We start from the raw sequence: 16,743 nt of genomic DNA, 5'->3' as shown, positions 1-16,743 counted from the left end.
CTAGTAGAGTGATACATCAGGATTATCGCGGCGGAAATCACGTATGCTTGTCCACGCGCCTTTTAATTGATTCTTCTCGTATTTTTCTACCTTAAAAAGTTTTTTGTTTTTATATACGAGACAGAAACCATGTAAATGATTGTCAACGTACTGGCTTTTTCTAGTTTCTTGGCGCGCAAGGTCGTAAAAAATCCACCAATTTTGGGCAATTCCGTCCTCATAATGCCCTTCCTTGGTTAGTTTTCCTTGATTATCATAATAATGCCAGTATTTTGATTTCTTATTGGTTTGATAGTGTCCCTCGGCGGCGATGGTTCCATTCTCGTGATAAAATTTCCAGTATTTTACCTTTTGCTCTCCCATGATCCATCCTTCTGCTTTAATGGTGCCATCATCATGATATTGCTTGCTATACATTCTCGGCTCTGGGAGTGAAAATGCTATAAAAGCTAGTAAGATCGTACTAATTGCCTGCGCTGTCATACGAGTGTTAGACGAGAGAAATTTGAGGCACTAACATAGAACACGTATTTTTAATGAAAAATATCTAATGAATCTAAGTTTTTGGGAGCGAGAATCGTGGTTTAATAATGTAGACTACACCATTATAGGTAGCGGTATCGTGGGATTAATGTGTGCAATACGCTTACGCGAAAAAGATGCCAACTCAAAAATAGTTATTCTAGAAAAAGGTTTACTTCCTAATGGGGCGAGTACAAAAAATGCTGGTTTTGCGTGCTTTGGAAGTATTTCAGAATTACTAGAAGATCTCAAAACACACTCAGAAGAAGAGGTGATCTCTCTAGTTAAACAACGTGTGGAAGGTTTACAACTGTTGAGAAGTATGCTTGGAGATGAACAAATAGACTATCAAGAGCATGGAGGTTATGAGCTTTTCACTTCAAATGATACCGTGCTGTATGAGGAATGTGTACAGAATCTAGCTCACATAAATAAGTTGCTATTTCCTATCTTTAATAAAGAAGTGTACACGCTGCAGGATGATGCATTTGGTTTTGATGGTATAGAAAATAAGGTGATTTTTAATAATTGCGAAGGCCAGATAGACACGGGAATGATGATGAGTGCACTTCTCAAACTCGCACATGCTAAAGGGATACTCATATTAAATAGTATGACCGTAAACTCTTATAAAGAAGAAGCCGAGAGCGTAGCAGTTGTAGCTGCTCATAATACATTTTATACAAAAAAGCTCTTTATTGCTACTAATGGTTTTGCAAGCACGCTTGGACTTAGCGAAGTAAAACCAGCGAGAGCACAGGTGTTAATCACACATCCTATTCCAGAACTCAAAGTGAAAGGCACTTTTCATCTCGATAAAGGATACTATTACTTTAGAAATATAAATAACAGAATTCTTCTAGGCGGAGGGAGAAATCTAGATATACAAGGAGAGGAAACGATGGTGATGTCTCAAACAGCACTTATTCAAAATGAATTAGAACGACTGCTCGCTGAGGTGATTTTACCTAATACCCCTCATACTATAGATCACAGATGGAGTGGTATCATGGGTGTGGGTATTCAAAAAAAGCCCATCGTTAAGAAAATATCTCAACATACTTATTGCGGAGTACGACTAGGAGGAATGGGAGTTGCTATAGGAAGTACCATAGGTAAGAATCTCGCAGATTTAATTTAGAATTTTATAGCTAGCAATTGTAACCTTTTATGTGTTTACACGTATAATAAGTTTATTGTCACATAACTATAGGCAGGTAATTTATGAATCATCAAGAAATAAAGTTAGAACTCTTTACAAAGTGCACGCAGTGGATTGTAAACCGTCGCAATAAAGTAGAAACTGTGATTGCAGATATTATGGAATCGCTAGAAGACGAGACTAAAAGTTCGGCGGGAGATAAGCATGAGACAGGACGAGCGATGCTACAGATTGATCGCGAGCAAGCGGGCGAGCAACTTAAAGAAATAGGGAAGATAGAAGATGCCTTATCCAAAGTTGATATCAAAGTAAAGAGTGATTACGTGCGTCTAGGTAGTGTAGTGCATACCTCTACAAATCGTTTCTTTATCTCAGTTTCGGCAGGAGAAATAAAAATAGAAGGAAGACCTTATTATGCGATAGCCCTTGCATCGCCTATGGGGCAATTATTACTGAGTAAGAAAAAAGGTGACGTAGTACGCTTTCGCGAAAGCGATATTACCATTACTTCGGTGTATTAATTTTCAGGCCTAGTATAACATCTGTATGTATAGGATATGGAACTGATGTATTAAAGAGAACAATTTTATCTCCTACCATAGCAGTTACCAAATAGTGCGAACCCATAAAATAGCAATCTGTAACTGTTGCTATTTTTCCATCTGGAACTGTAGTAATCTCGTGAGGATGTAGTAAGAGGGTAGCATCACCTTGATAATCTTTAAAAAACCAAGTTTTAGGTAGTTCATTAATATCTCCAAAAAGCGAACCAACATAATAGCTAGGAGGGTTTTTATACAATGCTAGTGTCTCATCATGGGCGATTACTTTTCCACCTTTCATCACTACGGTTTTATCCATAAAAGCTAGTACATCTGTACTATCATGCGTTGCAACTAGGCAGGTAATTTGTTGTTTTTTTAGATAACTAAATAATCTACGACGTAATTTGTTTTTTCTAAAGTTGTCTATATGTGAGAACGGCTCGTCTAACAGGAGTAATTCTGGTTCTTTGGCTAGCGTTTGAGCAAGTGCTACTCGTTGTTTTTGACCGCCAGAGAGTGTTTTTACGTGTGCGTTTGCATACGCTGTCATTTCTACCACTTCCATAAGTTCATTCGTACGCGCCTTACTCGCTTCAGGCTCTAGTCGGCTTAAATATTTATTAATATTTTCTGCTACCGAGGTGAAAGGCATGAGGTCAAAATCCTGAGAAAGATATTTAATAAAAGGCATTCCTGGTATGAGATGATCCTCTGGGCCTGTGATTTTTTCTTCATTCCACGTGATAAATCCTTCATCTAGGTCATAAAGTCCATAAATCATTTTAAGTAAGGTAGTCTTACCACAACCACTTTCTCCTATGAGCGCGATATGATCACCTTGGCTGATAGACAGGTTGATAGGCCCTATTGTAAATCGGTTAGAAATATGAAATAGTACATCTTTTAATTCAAGCATAGTGTTTACAAAAATACAGATAGCGAATCAAGAAATAGAAGTGATAGAAAAATTTAAGGTAAGCTGTATATTTGTGACCTATTTAGACTATGAAACTATATCCCCTATTTTTTACTCCACACTTTAAATACCGCCTATGGGGTGGTGATAAGTTGCGCACAGAGCTCAATAAAGAATTTAGTGGGGATCAGATAGGTGAATCTTGGGAGGTTTCTGATGTAGAAGGCAGCGAGACACAAGTGTCAAATGGAGCGCTTGCTGGAAATACGTTACATGATCTCATTACCACTTATGGAGCGCAATTTTTAGGAGTATCGGTCCTTGAGCGATTTGGTACAAACTTCCCGTTACTAATTAAATTTCTAGATGCCAAAACTCCGCTTTCTATACAGGTGCACCCTGATGATAAAGTAGCAAAGGAGCGCCATAACTCTTTTGGGAAAAATGAGATGTGGTATATCATGCAAGCAGATCATGATGCGAGTATTATCGTTGGATTTGAAGAGGATACTTCAAAAGAACAATATGAAGAATCTGTAAAGGATGGAAATATTGTAGATCTTTTACATACAGAATACATAAAAGAGGGCGATATCTTCCATATACCTACAGGTAGAGTACATGCTATAGGTGCAGGAGTATTACTTGCCGAGATCCAGCAAACATCTGATGTTACTTACCGCATATTTGATTATAACAGAATAGATGCAAAAACTGGAGCAGTGCGTGATCTCCATAGTGAGGAAGCTATCGATGTGGTAGACTTAAAAGGATATGACACTTACAATACTCCTTATAAAACGGAGGTAAACACTGCTGTGTCTATCATGGAAACACCATACTTCCAGACAACATTATTAGCCCTAGAAGGAGAAGCAACACGGGATTACAGTAATAAGGATTCTTTTACAATCCTTATGTGTGTAGATGGTAGTGCAACGTTCTCATGTGATGATGAGGTGTATGCATTTAAAAAAGGACAAACAGTAGTGCTGCCGGCGGTTGTAAATGAACTTTCATTTGCAAGTAGTCATGCAAAAATTCTAGAAGTTACTGTTTGATAGGTACGCCTTCGCGAAAGCGTATGTAAATAATACCTTTATAGTTAAAGAAACGTGAAACGGTACTCTACTAATAGTTCACCCTCTATTTTTGCCTAAATTCATAAACTGTGCTCAGATTTATTTTTATTATCCTATTTGTGATTGCCTTAGATATATATGCCTACCAAGCATTTAGATTTCTTGTGAAAGGCCGCTGGGGAACCATTTTATACTTTCTTATTACCGTTTTTATTATAGGAGGGATGATTTATCAATTCTCAACTGGTGGACGACGCAATATGAGTGCGTTGACACAATTTTTTGTGGTGTCATTTATCATTCTCATTGTTTGCAAGCTAGTAATTATTGCAACTATGTTTGGTGAAGATATCTTTAGGCTCATACGCGGTGGTGTGAATAAAATCTCGACAAGCTCAGAAGGGAAAGCAATCCCCTCCCGCCGTAAATTTGTAAGTCAGATTGCATTAGGGTTAGCAGCAATTCCGTTTGCATCTATATTATATGGTGTTATAAAAGGGCGTTATAACTTTAAAGTCCTTAAGTATACGCTCACGTTTGATGATCTTCCAGCTGCCTTTGATGGTTATAAGATTACACAAATAAGTGACATACATAGTGGAAGTTTCGATAATAAGGAGAAGGTAAATTATGCCATAGATCTTATCAATGAGCAGGCGAGTGATGCTATCTTATTTACTGGTGATATGGTAAATAATGAGGCGAGCGAGATGGATCAATGGCAAGACTCTTTTGCTCGTTTGCGTGCAAAAGATGGGAAGTTTTCTGTTTTAGGAAATCATGACTATGGCGATTATGTAGAGTGGCCTACGCCTCAAGCAAAAATTGATAACCTCAATAGGCTCAAAGAAATCCAAAAAGAGATGGACTTTAAGCTATTACTTAATGAGCACCACTTTATTGAAAGAGATGGAGAGCGCCTTGCAATTGTGGGAGTAGAAAACTGGGGTGAAGGCGGATTTAAAAAAGCGGGAGATCTCAATAAAGCAATAAGCGGTCTTGATAAGGAGGAGTTTAAAGTACTAATGAGTCATGACCCTTCTCACTGGGAGTTTGAGGTAAAGGATCACCCAGAGCATTTTCACTTAACGCTTAGTGGTCATACGCATGGCATGCAATTTGGTATTGAGATACCAGGTTGGTTTAAATGGAGTCCTGTAAAGTGGCGCTATAAATACTGGGCAGGTATCTATGAAGATGCAAAGCAGTATATAAATGTAAACCGTGGTTTTGGGTATCTTGCTTTTCCTGGAAGGGTAGGGATTTGGCCTGAGATAACTGTTATAGAGTTGAAAAGAGGTAGTGCAAACGCATAATACCAAGAAAGTGCTATCTTTACTAAGCACGTAATCCTTAATTGATTAATAAAATCCATAGGTATGTCAAAATTTGGAGAACTTATAGACGTAAATATTCCGATACTGTTAGACTTTTATACAGACTGGAATGAAAATTCAATGGCAATGCATCCTATTCTTAGGGAAGTAGCTGCCGCAATAGGTGATAAAGGAAAAGTGGTTAAGATAGATGTAGATAAGAATAACAAGCTTGCCGAAGCATTGCGCATTAAAGCGTTACCTACACTAATTATTTATAAAAACGGGGAGATGATATGGCGTCAAAGCGGAGCGCTAGATGCAAATACTATCATTGGTATTATGGAAGAGTACTCAGTATAATATCACTATAATTTCCCAAAGCTAAATCCAGCATTTTCAAAATACTCAATAACTTTAGGAAGTGCATACTGCAAGTTGTTAAATGCTTTTACACTGTCGTGAAAAACGATGATATCTCCATCCCGGGCAGTATCAATTACATTGCGTAAACATGCTTCTGGAGTAATACTTGACTCCCAGTCATAAGCAACTATACGATACATTACGATTTTATATCCCATCTTGCGCAATGCAGATGCCTGCTTACGCTTTACTTTTCCATATGGTGGTCTAAATAGGGGGCTTGATAATGTATTAGGATTACCTTCTATATGCTTGCTCATCTCAAGTTCGGCGAGCTGTGTGTTTGTTAAATACGTCTCGTTATCCGTTTTCCAACCCTGAAGGTGATTGTAGGTGTGATTCCCTACGGAGTGACCTCCAGCAAGGATTCTTTTAAACACATCAGGGTGCTTACGCACATTATCTCCTATGCAAAAAAAAGTAGCGTGAATGGGTTTGTCTCGCTTTCGCGAAAGCGTATCCAACACAAAATCTGTCACCTCAGGAATAGGTCCGTCGTCAAAAGTGAGATAGATAGTTTTCTTACCTTTTGGTTTGCTCCACAAATACCAACTTGGATACAACCAGGTAACTATGGAAGGTACTCGAGATGGTTTTAAAAAGCTCATCTATAGTCGCGTCTGATCTTTATTTAAAGAGTATATAACCCCTGCGCCTAGACATACAAAAATGACAACGAGTGATAACCATTCTGGGAATGGGTAATAATGACCTACAATAAGTTTGGCTGCGACAAATAGAAGTATTACAAAAACACTATACTTAAGATACCTAAATCTCTCTAGCATGTTCGCTAAAAAGAAATAGAGTGATCTCAAGCCCATGATAGCAAATATATTTGAACTGTATACGATAAATGGGTCTTTTGTAATGGCTAGTATTGCAGGGATGCTATCTAAGGCAAAAAGTAGATCTGTAAGCTCTATGGTAACCAGTGCTCCAAATAATGCTGTAAAAACGCGCTTTCCATCTACTGTAGTTACCCAATTATCTCCGTCTATTATTTTTGAGAATTTAAACCACTTGGCAAGACCTTTAGGCTCTTCATTTTTTACAGGCTCTTGGTCGTCTTTAAGCATCTTGAATGCTGTAAAGAGTAGGATGCCTCCAAAAATGAAGTGCATTCCAGGTATTTTATTAATAAGTGTAATACCTACTCCGATAAGTAATGCTCTAAATATGATGGCGCCTAAAATACCTAAAAACAACAGTCTATGCTGGAACTGGCTTGGTATCTTAAAAGAAGTGAAGATTACTGCAATAACAAAAAGATTATCTACACTAAGCGATAGTTCCACCAGATAACCTGTTAAGTAGGTGACTACTGCTTTCGTACCAGAATAATCATAAGGATTTGTTACTAGCCCTGAGCTATAAAACCAATAAATAAGCCCTCCAAAGAGAAGGGCGTTTGTGATAAAAAAGATAGTCTCGTACGAAGCTTTTTTAACGCTTATAGTTGTCCCTTTTTTGTGTAGCACAAAAAAGTCTATAAGCAGTAGGATAACTATATAGCCTATTAATAAGGCCCATGGTAAAATACTCTCCTGCATCGTTGAGATTAGTTTAAATCTGTTATTACTTCGTCTCTTACGCTATCTTGGGCTGGAATCTCTATAGATGGTTCTGGTAGTGTTTCAAGTAATTCTTGAGGAACTTCTTCTGTTTCATCATCATCGCCCATTAAATATGGGAACGTGCGCATGTAGTTATCAAAGACTTTTGCTTCTTTTTCAAACAGTTCTCTATCATCATTTATAATAAGAAGGTCTACAAGACTTCTATACTTCTCAATATTAGTCAAGATATCTTCATAATATTTATATTGAAGTTCTTCATCTACCTTACTAAAGTAAGTTAGTTGCTCTTGATACTTAGCAGCAACTTCTTTCCATATTTCTTGAGCACGTTGCGTTTCTCCTATCTCATAATATCCAGTGATATATGGTTCTACAAGCGTGTAAAACTCAAAGATGTCTACTGGCATTTTTTCCATCGCGAGATCCATGATTTTCTTAGCCTTTTCTGGCTTGTTTTCTGCGAGAAGTTGCTCCACTAGACGTGCCATGTTACCTCTATAAGTAATCGCATTAGTGCGCGTCTCACGATCGTGATAGATATCTGGGCTTCCGCTGTTGCCCCAATACCATTTCTTTACGATGTCATACATCTTATCTGCATCTACGCGACCCATATCATAAGGATTACGAGGATCGATAGGAGTTCTTATTGGGATAAGCTTATAAGCTACGCCATCCAGTTGCAGGTAGTCCTTCATCCATAAGTAGTCATCATCACCAAAGCTTCCTCCAGTAAAGTAAATAGGTCGTTCCCAGTTATTGCTAGCAATAATGTCTAGCATAAGCAGCCTATTTTTGTAAAGAACATTCCCTTTAAGTTCAATGTCTATGTATGGTACAATGCTATCTGCATCATCCATAGGGACAATCTTGTTCTTGAGTACGGTTTCCTTATTTACTGGAATGCGCACCTTTTTACTAGGGAAGGTGTTAAAAAACTGTCCTTTTGCATATTCTACCTTTGTTCTAGGATCATCACTAGCAACAAAACTCATCCATTGCGAGATAGGAATAATAGAGTCTTTGGTTTCTTGATAAAACAGGGCTTCTCTATTGTCTGCCGCATACTTGTCGTGTGTAAGCGAGCTAGGTACCGGTGGACTCTTGTATGCCGCTCTCTTCATCTGGTCGTAGTACCAATCTGTATTAATCAAACTAGTATTTACAATACGCACATCAGTACGATATCCTTCAATTTCTTGAGCATACCAAAGAGCAAACGTATCGTTGTCACCTATTGTAAATATAATGGCATTCTCATCTACAGAGTCTAGATACTTCTTTGCCATGGCAAGAGCCGTTTTCCTTCCTGAGCGATCATGGTCATCCCAGTTTTGTGAGGCAAGCAATACAGGAGCAGCTAGTAAACATATAACAGCCACAATAGGCATTGCTATTTTAGGTTTTATAAAATCTTTTACAATATCAAATAGCGCATACACTCCAAAGCCTATCCACATCGCAAAGACATAGAAGGATCCCACTAGCGCATAATCACGCTCACGAGGTTCAAAAGCACGTTCATTTAGATATACCTTTAATGCAAGACCTGTAAATAAGAAGAAGACTAGTAATACTGCAAAACGTTTCCAGTCTTTACTTGCGTGAAAAAGTAGGCCTAATAATCCAAGTAATAGGGGAAGGAAGAAATAGGTGTTGCGAGCTTTATTATCGGCAACATCAGACGGTAGGTTGTCTTGTGGTCCTAAGAACATACTGTCAATAAAGCCTATTCCAGAAATCCAATTTCCGTTAAAGTCATCGCCTTTACCTTGTATGTCGTTCTGTCTTCCTACAAAGTTCCACATGAAGTAACGCCAGTACATATACCCAAACTGGAAGCTAAACATGTAATTCATGTTTGCTCCAAAGGATGGTTTTTCTACATCTAGGTAACTTCCTATCTGGCTCTTTAAAAAGGCATCATAACCTTCATAATTTACCTTTCCGTCTCTGTAATCTATCTTGAACTGCGTTACAACATCTTGAAGATACTGGCGATCTTCCTCTGGCATATCAGGATCATACTTGATACTGAATTTTAAAGGACCCGTATACTGCATGTAATTTGCATTATTTTCTGGGCTCCACATTCTTGGTAAGATAGCATTATGCGCATCATCAAGATTTTGCTTTGCATTACGCCACTCATTTACCACTACATATTTTCCAAGAGCTTCGTCTTTCTCGTATAACTTCGGTTTGTCGAGATATGGTGTATCTGGATCTAGCCCAGAATAGTCTGAGGTAAATTGAGGTCCATAAAAGAGTTTTGTTTCGGCATATTGCTCACGGTTGTAATAAGCAAGTAATGATCGAGCATTTGACGGATTGTTCTCATTAATAGTTGTACCAGCATTTGCACGTATAGGCAACATCATCCAGCTAGAAAAACCTATAAAGATGTAAAGCATGCAAAGTAGCATGGTGTTAAGGAGTGGTTTGTTACGCTTTCGCGAAAGCTTAAATCCGTAAACAAATAACCCTACAAGAAGTAAGCCTGCTATAATGGTACCACTATTAAAAGGTAGTCCCATAGAGTTTACGAAGAATACTTCTAAGTACCCAAATAATGATAATGTATAAGGTAATAGTAGCTTAAAAATAAACATCAAGATGGCTACAACGATAACCAGTGCTATGATGAGATTTTTGGCAGTTACTTTTTCTGTGTTCTTGAAGAAATAGAGTAAGCCAATTGCCGGGATGGTAAGTAATCCCATAAAGTGAATACCAAAGGATAGACCTACAATAAAAGATATCAATATGAGCCAGCGATTACCTCTAGGTTCATGCATGTCACGTTCCCATAATAACCCAAGATAGAATAAAAGAGAGAGTACCACTGCTGCTGGGGCATATACCTCTGCTTCTACGGCATTAAACCAAAAGCTATCTGTAAAAGCAAATGCAAGCGCACCTATGGCAGCACTAGCAAGAATTGCTTGTTGCTTTGTTTTTGTAATAAGTTCTGCGTTAATAGTAAGCGATCTCGTGATCAATAAAGTGAGCGACCAAAACATGAAAAGTATGGTAAACGCACTTGTGAGGCACGAAAGATAATTTACAGCAAGTGCTATGTAGGTTGCATCTGGTGCAAAAATAGAAACAAAAGCTCCTAAAATTTGATATAGGGGTGCTCCAGGTGGGTGACCTATTTCTAGTTTTGAGGAGGTAGAAATGTACTCACCAGCATCCCAGAAACTCGCTGTAGGCTCTACAGTAAGAGAGTAAACAATAAGGGCAATGGCAAATACTGTCCAGCCTAATATCTTATTATACTTCGCAAAATTGAAGTCGGTCATATTGTATATTTTGTAAAGGGACGAAGTTAAGCAATACGTGTGATTTGTGGTAACGTCATAGAGTCATTAATTATTGGGCTTAAAAAAATTTTTTCTGTCTCGGAATGCCATATTTAATTCAAATTCAAATGCTTGTATTGTATAGCGTGCTTCAAGAAGAATTTTTATTTTAAAAAAATGAGATTTTTTTAAAATAATGTTTGGATTTCTAAAACTTTGGTTTAAATTTGCACTCGCTATCACAAAATAGTGGCCTATGGTGTAACTGGCAACACGTCTGTTTTTGGTGCAGAAGAGTCTAGGTTCGAAACCTAGTGGGCCAACAAGAAACCCGATCTTTAATTAGATCGGGTTTTTTTTATGCGCTTAAGGTTTCAATAATATTCTTCCATATAATAATGTGCGCTCAACTATACCTGCGTATTAATATTTACTGGTATTCGTACCCCAAAATCCATCTCATATTTAAAATCATAAAGTCTCTTAAAAAAGTTATACTATTCTAAAAACCAATTGTTTTAGTGAGTTAAAAGATTAATTTTAAGATAAAAAATAAATTATCATGGATAAGAATGACAGACCATCGGTTATGAATGAGGAGCAATACGAAGCATTAAAGGGTAAGGGAATGAGCAAGGAGAAAGCTGCACGTATTGCAAATACGTCAGACGCTGGTAAAAAGGGAGGCGCCTCAAAACCTTATGAAGAGCGCTCTAAGAAGGAGCTTTATGAGCAAGCTAAGGATTTGGAAATAGATGGTCGAAGTAAGATGGATAAGGAAGAGTTGATAAAAGCTCTGAGAGAAGATCGCTGATTTATTTCACGTTTTCGCGAAAGCGAATAAAAAACAATAACAATTAAAACTAGCAGGGGTTGAGTCACAAAAATTTATATAGCGAAGAGGCTATAGAAAAACTACGAGATCTCGCAGAGTCTATTGATTTTGCAATGATGGCAACAGGTCTAGAAAAACTACCACTTCATATTGTGCCTATGAGTACAAAGAAAGTAGATGATAGGGGTTCTATCTGGTTTTTAAGTAATAGATATAGTTCTCATAACAAACACCTAGAAAAAGACGCTAGAGTACAGTTAATTTATGGAGATACAACAAGTGTGAGTTTTTTAAGTGTGTATGGTACTGTAAATATTACTACTAATCAAAAGATAATAGAAGAGCTTTATGCAAAAACAGATGATGCATGGTTTGACGGAAAAGAAGACCCAAACATATGTGCTCTAGAAGTTATACCGAGCCATGTACATTATTGGGATACTAAAGAGAGTGCGCTTGTCTCGCTAGTGTCTTTAGGTTTTGCGGCACTCACAGGGGAGCAGCAAGACTTGAATGAAGAAGGAAAGCTAGAGATTTAATCTCTAACTTTATTATTAAGTGCATTTATGGTTGCTTGAGGAATGTCTAGAGTTCTTATAGGGAAAGGGATGTTGATGTCCTCTTGAGCAAATAAGTCATTGATGAGAAGTATGGCTTTATCTTGAGCAGCATACATCTGACTTTTTTTAACGCAATCAATCCAAAATCTGGTCATAAAATTGATACTGCTATCTCCAAATTCTGTAAAATAAAACTCTATGCGTTCTCCATGTTCTAGTGGGAAATTATCAGTAATTGCTTTGGTAACTAGTTCTTTTACCTTGTGTAGGTTTGATCCATAGGCTACGCCACAACTCACGGTGATTCTGCCGCGTTTTACTAGAGAGTAGTTTACAAAAGGTTCTTCTATAAACTTCGAGTTAGGCATTATTACATAGTGGTTGTCGGGTCTTCTAAGAACAAGGTTGCGCAAGCTTATTTCATGAACAAATCCTCCATGTTCACTCGTTTCTACATAATCTCCTATTTTGATACGAGGCAAGAAGGAAAGCATAATACCAGAAAAAGTATTTGATAATGTGCTTTGCAGTGCAAGTCCAATTGCTAGCGCAACTACGCCAGCACCCGCAAGTATGGAGGTAAGCGCTTTATCTAGTTCTAGAACTCCTAGCGCTAAGAAAAATCCAAAGAGAAGAATGATACCGTAAACTATCTTTGAGATAATCCTGCGCATAGATTTATCTTGCATTTGTTTTCTCAAGATTCTGCGTAAGAGATTGCTAATACCTCTTGCTACAAAATATGAAAGCACCATTACCAGTATTGCAATTGCGATATTAGGTAGTTTGAGAATAATGGCATCCCACCAGCCTTCAAGTTTTAGTGTGAGTTTTGTAAACGTACCTGTGTTTTCTGCTTGTAAATACATATTTATTAAGGTGAGATTATAACATAGTTGATAGAATGAATGTTGCTAGTATCCATAAGATAATGGAGAGCATACCGCCTATAATTAAAAAATGTTTGAACTTATAGATACCTGTTCCGTAAATGAGAGTGTTGGTCTGGTAACCCACAGGGGTGAAAAAACTAAAATTTGCAGCAAACATAACTGCTAGAATAAATGGTTTTACTGGAAGACTTAATCCGGCAGCTAGTGATAGCGCTATAGGAGTCATAATTATAGCTGTGGCGTTATTTGAGATGGTACCACTTATTAACATGGTGAAGCCAAAAAGCAAGGCGATGACAACGGTAGGTGTTTGACCGTCTAGAAGCGTGAGTAGGTTTTCTGACAGCCATGTATCTGCGCCAGTGTTAGTCATAGCAACTCCCAGAGGAATCATGCCTGCAAGTAAAAATATAATTTGCCAGTTTATTTTGTGATACACATTTTCAAGTGAAATTGAGTTGGTGAGGAGCATGGCGGCAACTCCAGTAAGGGAAGCTCCTAAAATAGAGAGAACTCCAGAAGCCGCTAAGCCTATTACGCCTAACAGAATTATTAATGCAATGCTCTTTTGTAGTGTGGTCTTTCCTATTTTGTAGTCATGCTCATTTAAAATAGCGATGTTTTGTATGCTGTTTAATCTAGATATGGCAGTGGTTTGTGTTTCTACCAGTAAACGGTCTCCAGGTTTTACTCTTATGTTGTCAACATTTTTTCGCAGTAATCTTTCTTGAGTATTTCTTATGTTCTTTCGTTTGTTAATAGCAATAGGAAATGCGCCCTGAAGCGACATGTTTCTTAGGTTTTTAATGGTTTTACCTATCATTTCGGACCCAGGAAGTATAAGTAACTCTACATAGGTGAGTTTTTTATTTTCTGATTGTTGTTGTTCTTCGTTGTCAATTTTGGCGTTGTTTTCTTCCTGTTTCTCATTAAAGCTTATTTCATTGGTAGCTGATAGATCAGTAATCTCAGAAATTTCTGAGAGCAGAATAAGTTCGTCGTCTTCTTGTATGGTTACGTATTTTCCTGGCGCATTAATGACTTGGCGGTCTCTAATGAGTTTTAGAATATGCCCATTTTGGTTGGTTAAGAAGTCTATGTCTGCAATCTTCTTTCCTATAAAGGAAGCTTCTGGTTTTACTTTAATTGAGAATACATACTTGTCAATTCCGTAATCACCCTGTAGGTCTTTGCTTTTGTCTTTCGGTAAAAAGCGCGAGGCAATAGTCATAAAAATTACACCTACTAGAACAAATGCTAGACCTATAAAGGAAAACTCAAAAAAGCCTAAGCTTTCTGCTCCAGCTTCCTTGGCGAGGGAGTTTACGATAAGGTTAGTAGAAGTTCCCATAAGCGTACAGCTTCCTCCTAAAATTCCAGCAAAGGAAATAGGCATTAAGAGTTTTGAAGATGAAAAGTTATACTTTTCTGCAAGTTGAGAAACAATCTTTATGAAGATAATCACCACTGCTGTAGTGCTTATAAATGCAGATATGCCTGCAGATACAATCATAAATGCTGGCGTGATAAGTATAAGTGGCAAGAGTTTGAGTTTTCTAATGCCATCTGTAAGCCATTGTATGACCCCATTTTCTTCTAATCCTACAGCTAGAATCATGAGTGATAAAATGGTTATAGTTGCGGCGTTAGAAAAGCCGCTTATTGCTTCTTCTGGTGTAGTGAGTCCTAGGAGTAGTAGTGAGACTACTACAAACAGTGCAATCTTATCAATTGGGAAAAACTCTGTAACAAAGAGTATTATAGTGGCTCCAATTATTAGAAACACTAAAAGAATAGGTAGTTCCATATTTGATTTTAATGAAGATGTTGTTGATCTCCTAGTATAAATCTACAGTGGATTGACTTAATGTGATATGACTTTGTGTATATTTTGTGAGAATATTTATATATTCTTTAATTGTAGTTATTTGCTTTTGGTTAGTGAGTGTTAAGTATCACAAGTAAGCTAATGGTTTGCGTGTATTGTGTGGTGTTACGCTTTCGCGAAAGCATAAAAAATCTAGAGCACATCAAGAGTGAATATTCCCTCAAATATTCAGTAATGAATTATGATCTAGACTATATTTTAAATTCTAAAAGTGATTACGGGTCGTTTTGCGTGATTTACAAGTCCTTCACTCAAGGATCCATTTAAGAAATGAGCGAGTCCTTTGCGGCCGTGGGTTGCGATACCTACGAGTCCAGAGTCAATCATCTCTGCAAAGTGAAGGATACCGCTTTCTATCGTGTTGTCATTATAGATGTTTAATGTGCAATTTTCTACTTGCCCTTCTACATCCATGAACTTTTTCATTTGTTCTTCAACCTCATGAGTTGATCTAAAGTCTCCAGGTGTATTTACATAAAGCATGTGAAGTTGTGCGTTGTTTATTTTGGCAAATGCGATAGCTTGTTTAAAAGCATTGTGATTCTCTGCTTGAAAGTCAAGCGCATAAATAAAGTTTTCAATTTCAAAATGCTCATGTCTGTTCTTAATAATAAGTACTGGAATTTTAGAATTACGCACTACTTTCTCTGCATTCGAACCAATAAAGAATTCATGTAAACCGCTATCTCCGTGGGATCCCATGACAATTAGGTCTGATTGATATTTGTCTACATAATCCATAATTCCCTCAAATGCACCGTCAAACTCTGCACTTTCTTCTATAGTTACTCCATCAAGAAAAGGTGCGCTCATCATAGATTCAAATCTTTGATGAGCAAGTTTCATGAAGAAAATTGCCTCGGGAAGTTCGCTTTGATTTCCGGTAACAGCATCTACGAGTGTCATGGGGAGGTCTACCATGTGCAGTAAATTAATAGACGCATTGTGTTTCTTTGCTAAATCTGCAGCAACTCTTAGCGCATTTTCGGCCTGTTCAGAAAAATCTGTGGGTACAAGTATTTTTTTAATCATGCTAATAATTATTTAGTGAATCTGGATATCAAGATAGACGCGCTGTCGTCCCGTAGTACAGATGTAAATACTCATTAAGAAAGGCATCTTAAATTTACAAAATAATACTCACGGTTTTAGGCTTTTAAAAACGGATAATTTGTAGTATATTTGCACCGTTGAAAGACGAAGTGAATACAGAGGGGACAGCGGTCCCCTCTTTTTATAGGCTTATATGTTGAAGGAAAAAGTAACCAATTTACTACAAGAAGCGCTGGATGAGAATCCAAGTTTATTTTTGATTAGTCTTGATATTCAAGGAAATAACGAGGTTAAAATCATTATAGACGGTGATAGTGGTGTGACAGTTGAGGATTGCATGGCGGTGAGTCGTAAGGTAGAACATAACTTAGATCGTGAGGAAGAAGACTTCTCGCTAGAAGTGATGTCTGCTGGCGCAACGAGCCCTTTGGAAATTCCGAGACAGTACAAAAAGAATATAGGTAGACACCTAGAAGTGAAGACGCAGGATGGTGAGAAAATCGAAGGGTTGATGACCGAGGCGACAGATGCAGAGATTACGCTTACTTGGAAAACAAGAGAGCCTAAGCCTGTAGGTAAAGGAAAAGTAACTGTCGAAAAGATAGAAACATTCCCTTACAATGAGATAGTTCAAGCAAAAGTGATGATTAAATTTTAACA

16 protein-coding genes and 1 tRNA gene are annotated in these 16,743 nt (G+C 37.6%); 9 read left to right on the top strand and 8 right to left on the bottom strand.

The genetic code is table 11. The features are described from left to right. Entirely contained in the window at positions 1 to 483 is a 483-nt protein-coding gene (locus JM84_RS00595; protein ID WP_013751027.1) for a toxin-antitoxin system YwqK family antitoxin, read from the bottom strand. 67 nt (positions 484 to 550) lie between these two features. Here JM84_RS00595 and JM84_RS00590 point away from each other — a divergent pair, with 67 nt between their 5' ends. Both JM84_RS00590 and JM84_RS00585 read left to right on the top strand, forming a co-directional pair. Continuing rightward, a complete protein-coding gene (locus JM84_RS00590) occupies positions 551 to 1,663 on the top strand; it encodes an NAD(P)/FAD-dependent oxidoreductase (protein ID WP_013751028.1) in 1,113 nt (370 codons plus the stop codon). An 83-nt stretch (positions 1,664 to 1,746) separates the two neighbouring features. After that, complete coding sequence (locus JM84_RS00585; protein WP_013751029.1) at positions 1,747 to 2,205, top strand: hypothetical protein; 459 nt, start codon at positions 1,747 to 1,749, stop codon at positions 2,203 to 2,205. Here JM84_RS00585 and JM84_RS00580 read toward each other — a convergent pair. Further along, positions 2,189 to 3,145: an ABC transporter ATP-binding protein gene (locus JM84_RS00580; protein ID WP_013751030.1), complete on the bottom strand. Its 957-nt coding sequence runs from the start codon at positions 3,143 to 3,145 to the stop codon at positions 2,189 to 2,191. The genes JM84_RS00585 and JM84_RS00580 overlap by 17 nt on opposite strands. 89 nt (positions 3,146 to 3,234) lie before the next feature. Here JM84_RS00580 and JM84_RS00575 point away from each other — a divergent pair, with 89 nt between their 5' ends. From JM84_RS00575 to JM84_RS00565, 3 genes are all read left to right on the top strand, one after another. Beyond that, complete coding sequence (locus JM84_RS00575; RefSeq protein WP_013751031.1) at positions 3,235 to 4,206, top strand: type I phosphomannose isomerase catalytic subunit; 972 nt, start codon at positions 3,235 to 3,237, stop codon at positions 4,204 to 4,206. A 110-nt stretch (positions 4,207 to 4,316) separates the two neighbouring features. Continuing rightward, entirely contained in the window at positions 4,317 to 5,543 is a 1,227-nt protein-coding gene (locus JM84_RS00570) for a metallophosphoesterase (protein ID WP_013751032.1), read from the top strand. A gap of 63 nt (positions 5,544 to 5,606) precedes the next feature. Next, positions 5,607 to 5,906: a thioredoxin family protein gene (locus JM84_RS00565; RefSeq protein WP_013751033.1), complete on the top strand. Its 300-nt coding sequence runs from the start codon at positions 5,607 to 5,609 to the stop codon at positions 5,904 to 5,906. Between the two features lie 5 nt (positions 5,907 to 5,911). Here JM84_RS00565 and JM84_RS00560 read toward each other — a convergent pair whose 3' ends face one another. Genes JM84_RS00560 through JM84_RS00550 form a run of 3 tightly spaced genes read right to left on the bottom strand, consistent with a single transcriptional unit; the run spans position 5,912 to position 10,854 of the window. After that, on the bottom strand, positions 5,912 to 6,577 hold the full coding sequence (locus JM84_RS00560; RefSeq protein WP_013751034.1) for a polysaccharide deacetylase family protein: 666 nt from the start codon (positions 6,575 to 6,577) through the stop codon (positions 5,912 to 5,914). Further along, positions 6,578 to 7,522 carry a TerC/Alx family metal homeostasis membrane protein gene (locus tag JM84_RS00555; protein ID WP_013751035.1) on the bottom strand — a complete coding sequence of 315 codons (945 nt, stop codon included), beginning with the start codon at positions 7,520 to 7,522 and terminating at the stop codon, positions 6,578 to 6,580. A gap of 8 nt (positions 7,523 to 7,530) precedes the next feature. Continuing rightward, positions 7,531 to 10,854, bottom strand: a complete 3,324-nt coding sequence (locus JM84_RS00550) for a DUF2723 domain-containing protein (RefSeq protein ID WP_013751036.1) — start codon at positions 10,852 to 10,854, stop codon at positions 7,531 to 7,533. Positions 10,855 to 11,104: 250 nt separating this feature from the next. Between JM84_RS00550 and JM84_RS00545 the strand changes: the two genes are divergently transcribed. From JM84_RS00545 to JM84_RS00535, 3 genes are all read left to right on the top strand, one after another. Further along, positions 11,105 to 11,177 (top strand) — tRNA-Gln (locus tag JM84_RS00545). 239 nt (positions 11,178 to 11,416) lie between these two features. Further along, positions 11,417 to 11,668, top strand: a complete 252-nt coding sequence (locus JM84_RS00540; protein WP_144782273.1) for a Rho termination factor — start codon at positions 11,417 to 11,419, stop codon at positions 11,666 to 11,668. Between the two features lie 59 nt (positions 11,669 to 11,727). Then, positions 11,728 to 12,228, top strand: a complete 501-nt coding sequence (locus JM84_RS00535) for a pyridoxamine 5'-phosphate oxidase family protein (protein WP_013751038.1) — start codon at positions 11,728 to 11,730, stop codon at positions 12,226 to 12,228. Here JM84_RS00535 and JM84_RS00530 read toward each other — a convergent pair. The 3 genes from JM84_RS00530 to JM84_RS00520 all read right to left on the bottom strand — a co-directional run bounded on the left by JM84_RS00530 (position 12,225) and on the right by JM84_RS00520 (position 16,062). After that, entirely contained in the window at positions 12,225 to 13,118 is an 894-nt protein-coding gene (locus tag JM84_RS00530; RefSeq protein WP_013751039.1) for a mechanosensitive ion channel family protein, read from the bottom strand. The two genes, JM84_RS00535 and JM84_RS00530, sit on opposite strands and share 4 nt — an antisense overlap. 16 nt (positions 13,119 to 13,134) lie before the next feature. Further along, entirely contained in the window at positions 13,135 to 14,949 is a 1,815-nt protein-coding gene (locus tag JM84_RS00525) for an SLC13 family permease (protein WP_013751040.1), read from the bottom strand. 279 nt (positions 14,950 to 15,228) lie between these two features. Continuing rightward, on the bottom strand, positions 15,229 to 16,062 hold the full coding sequence (locus JM84_RS00520) for a universal stress protein (protein ID WP_013751041.1): 834 nt from the start codon (positions 16,060 to 16,062) through the stop codon (positions 15,229 to 15,231). Positions 16,063 to 16,276: 214 nt separating this feature from the next. Between JM84_RS00520 and rimP the strand changes: the two genes are divergently transcribed. Next, positions 16,277 to 16,741 (top strand): ribosome assembly cofactor RimP, encoded by a 465-nt coding sequence (gene rimP, locus JM84_RS00515; RefSeq protein WP_013751042.1) that lies wholly within the window; start codon positions 16,277 to 16,279, stop codon positions 16,739 to 16,741. Positions 16,742 to 16,743: the final 2 nt, after the last annotated feature.

This window comes from Dokdonia sp. Hel_I_63 (assembly GCF_007827285.1).
Classification (GTDB): Bacteria; Bacteroidota; Bacteroidia; order Flavobacteriales; family Flavobacteriaceae; genus Dokdonia.
This window is presented reverse-complemented; position numbering and strand designations above follow the sequence as displayed.

Coding starts and splice junctions, on each gene's coding strand:
- JM84_RS00595 (WP_013751027.1), bottom strand. CDS start 483: ATGACAGCGCAGGCAATTAGTACGATCTTACTAGCTTTTATAGCATTT.
- JM84_RS00525 (WP_013751040.1), bottom strand. CDS start 14,949: ATGGAACTACCTATTCTTTTAGTGTTTCTAATAATTGGAGCCACTATA.
- JM84_RS00550 (WP_013751036.1), bottom strand. CDS start 10,854: ATGACCGACTTCAATTTTGCGAAGTATAATAAGATATTAGGCTGGACA.
- JM84_RS00575 (WP_013751031.1), top strand. CDS start 3,235: ATGAAACTATATCCCCTATTTTTTACTCCACACTTTAAATACCGCCTA.
- JM84_RS00565 (WP_013751033.1), top strand. CDS start 5,607: ATGTCAAAATTTGGAGAACTTATAGACGTAAATATTCCGATACTGTTA.
- JM84_RS00580 (WP_013751030.1), bottom strand. CDS start 3,145: ATGCTTGAATTAAAAGATGTACTATTTCATATTTCTAACCGATTTACA.
- JM84_RS00590 (WP_013751028.1), top strand. CDS start 551: ATGAATCTAAGTTTTTGGGAGCGAGAATCGTGGTTTAATAATGTAGAC.
- JM84_RS00560 (WP_013751034.1), bottom strand. CDS start 6,577: ATGAGCTTTTTAAAACCATCTCGAGTACCTTCCATAGTTACCTGGTTG.
- JM84_RS00530 (WP_013751039.1), bottom strand. CDS start 13,118: ATGTATTTACAAGCAGAAAACACAGGTACGTTTACAAAACTCACACTA.
- JM84_RS00585 (WP_013751029.1), top strand. CDS start 1,747: ATGAATCATCAAGAAATAAAGTTAGAACTCTTTACAAAGTGCACGCAG.
- JM84_RS00555 (WP_013751035.1), bottom strand. CDS start 7,522: ATGCAGGAGAGTATTTTACCATGGGCCTTATTAATAGGCTATATAGTT.
- JM84_RS00540 (WP_144782273.1), top strand. CDS start 11,417: ATGGATAAGAATGACAGACCATCGGTTATGAATGAGGAGCAATACGAA.
- rimP (WP_013751042.1), top strand. CDS start 16,277: ATGTTGAAGGAAAAAGTAACCAATTTACTACAAGAAGCGCTGGATGAG.
- JM84_RS00520 (WP_013751041.1), bottom strand. CDS start 16,062: ATGATTAAAAAAATACTTGTACCCACAGATTTTTCTGAACAGGCCGAA.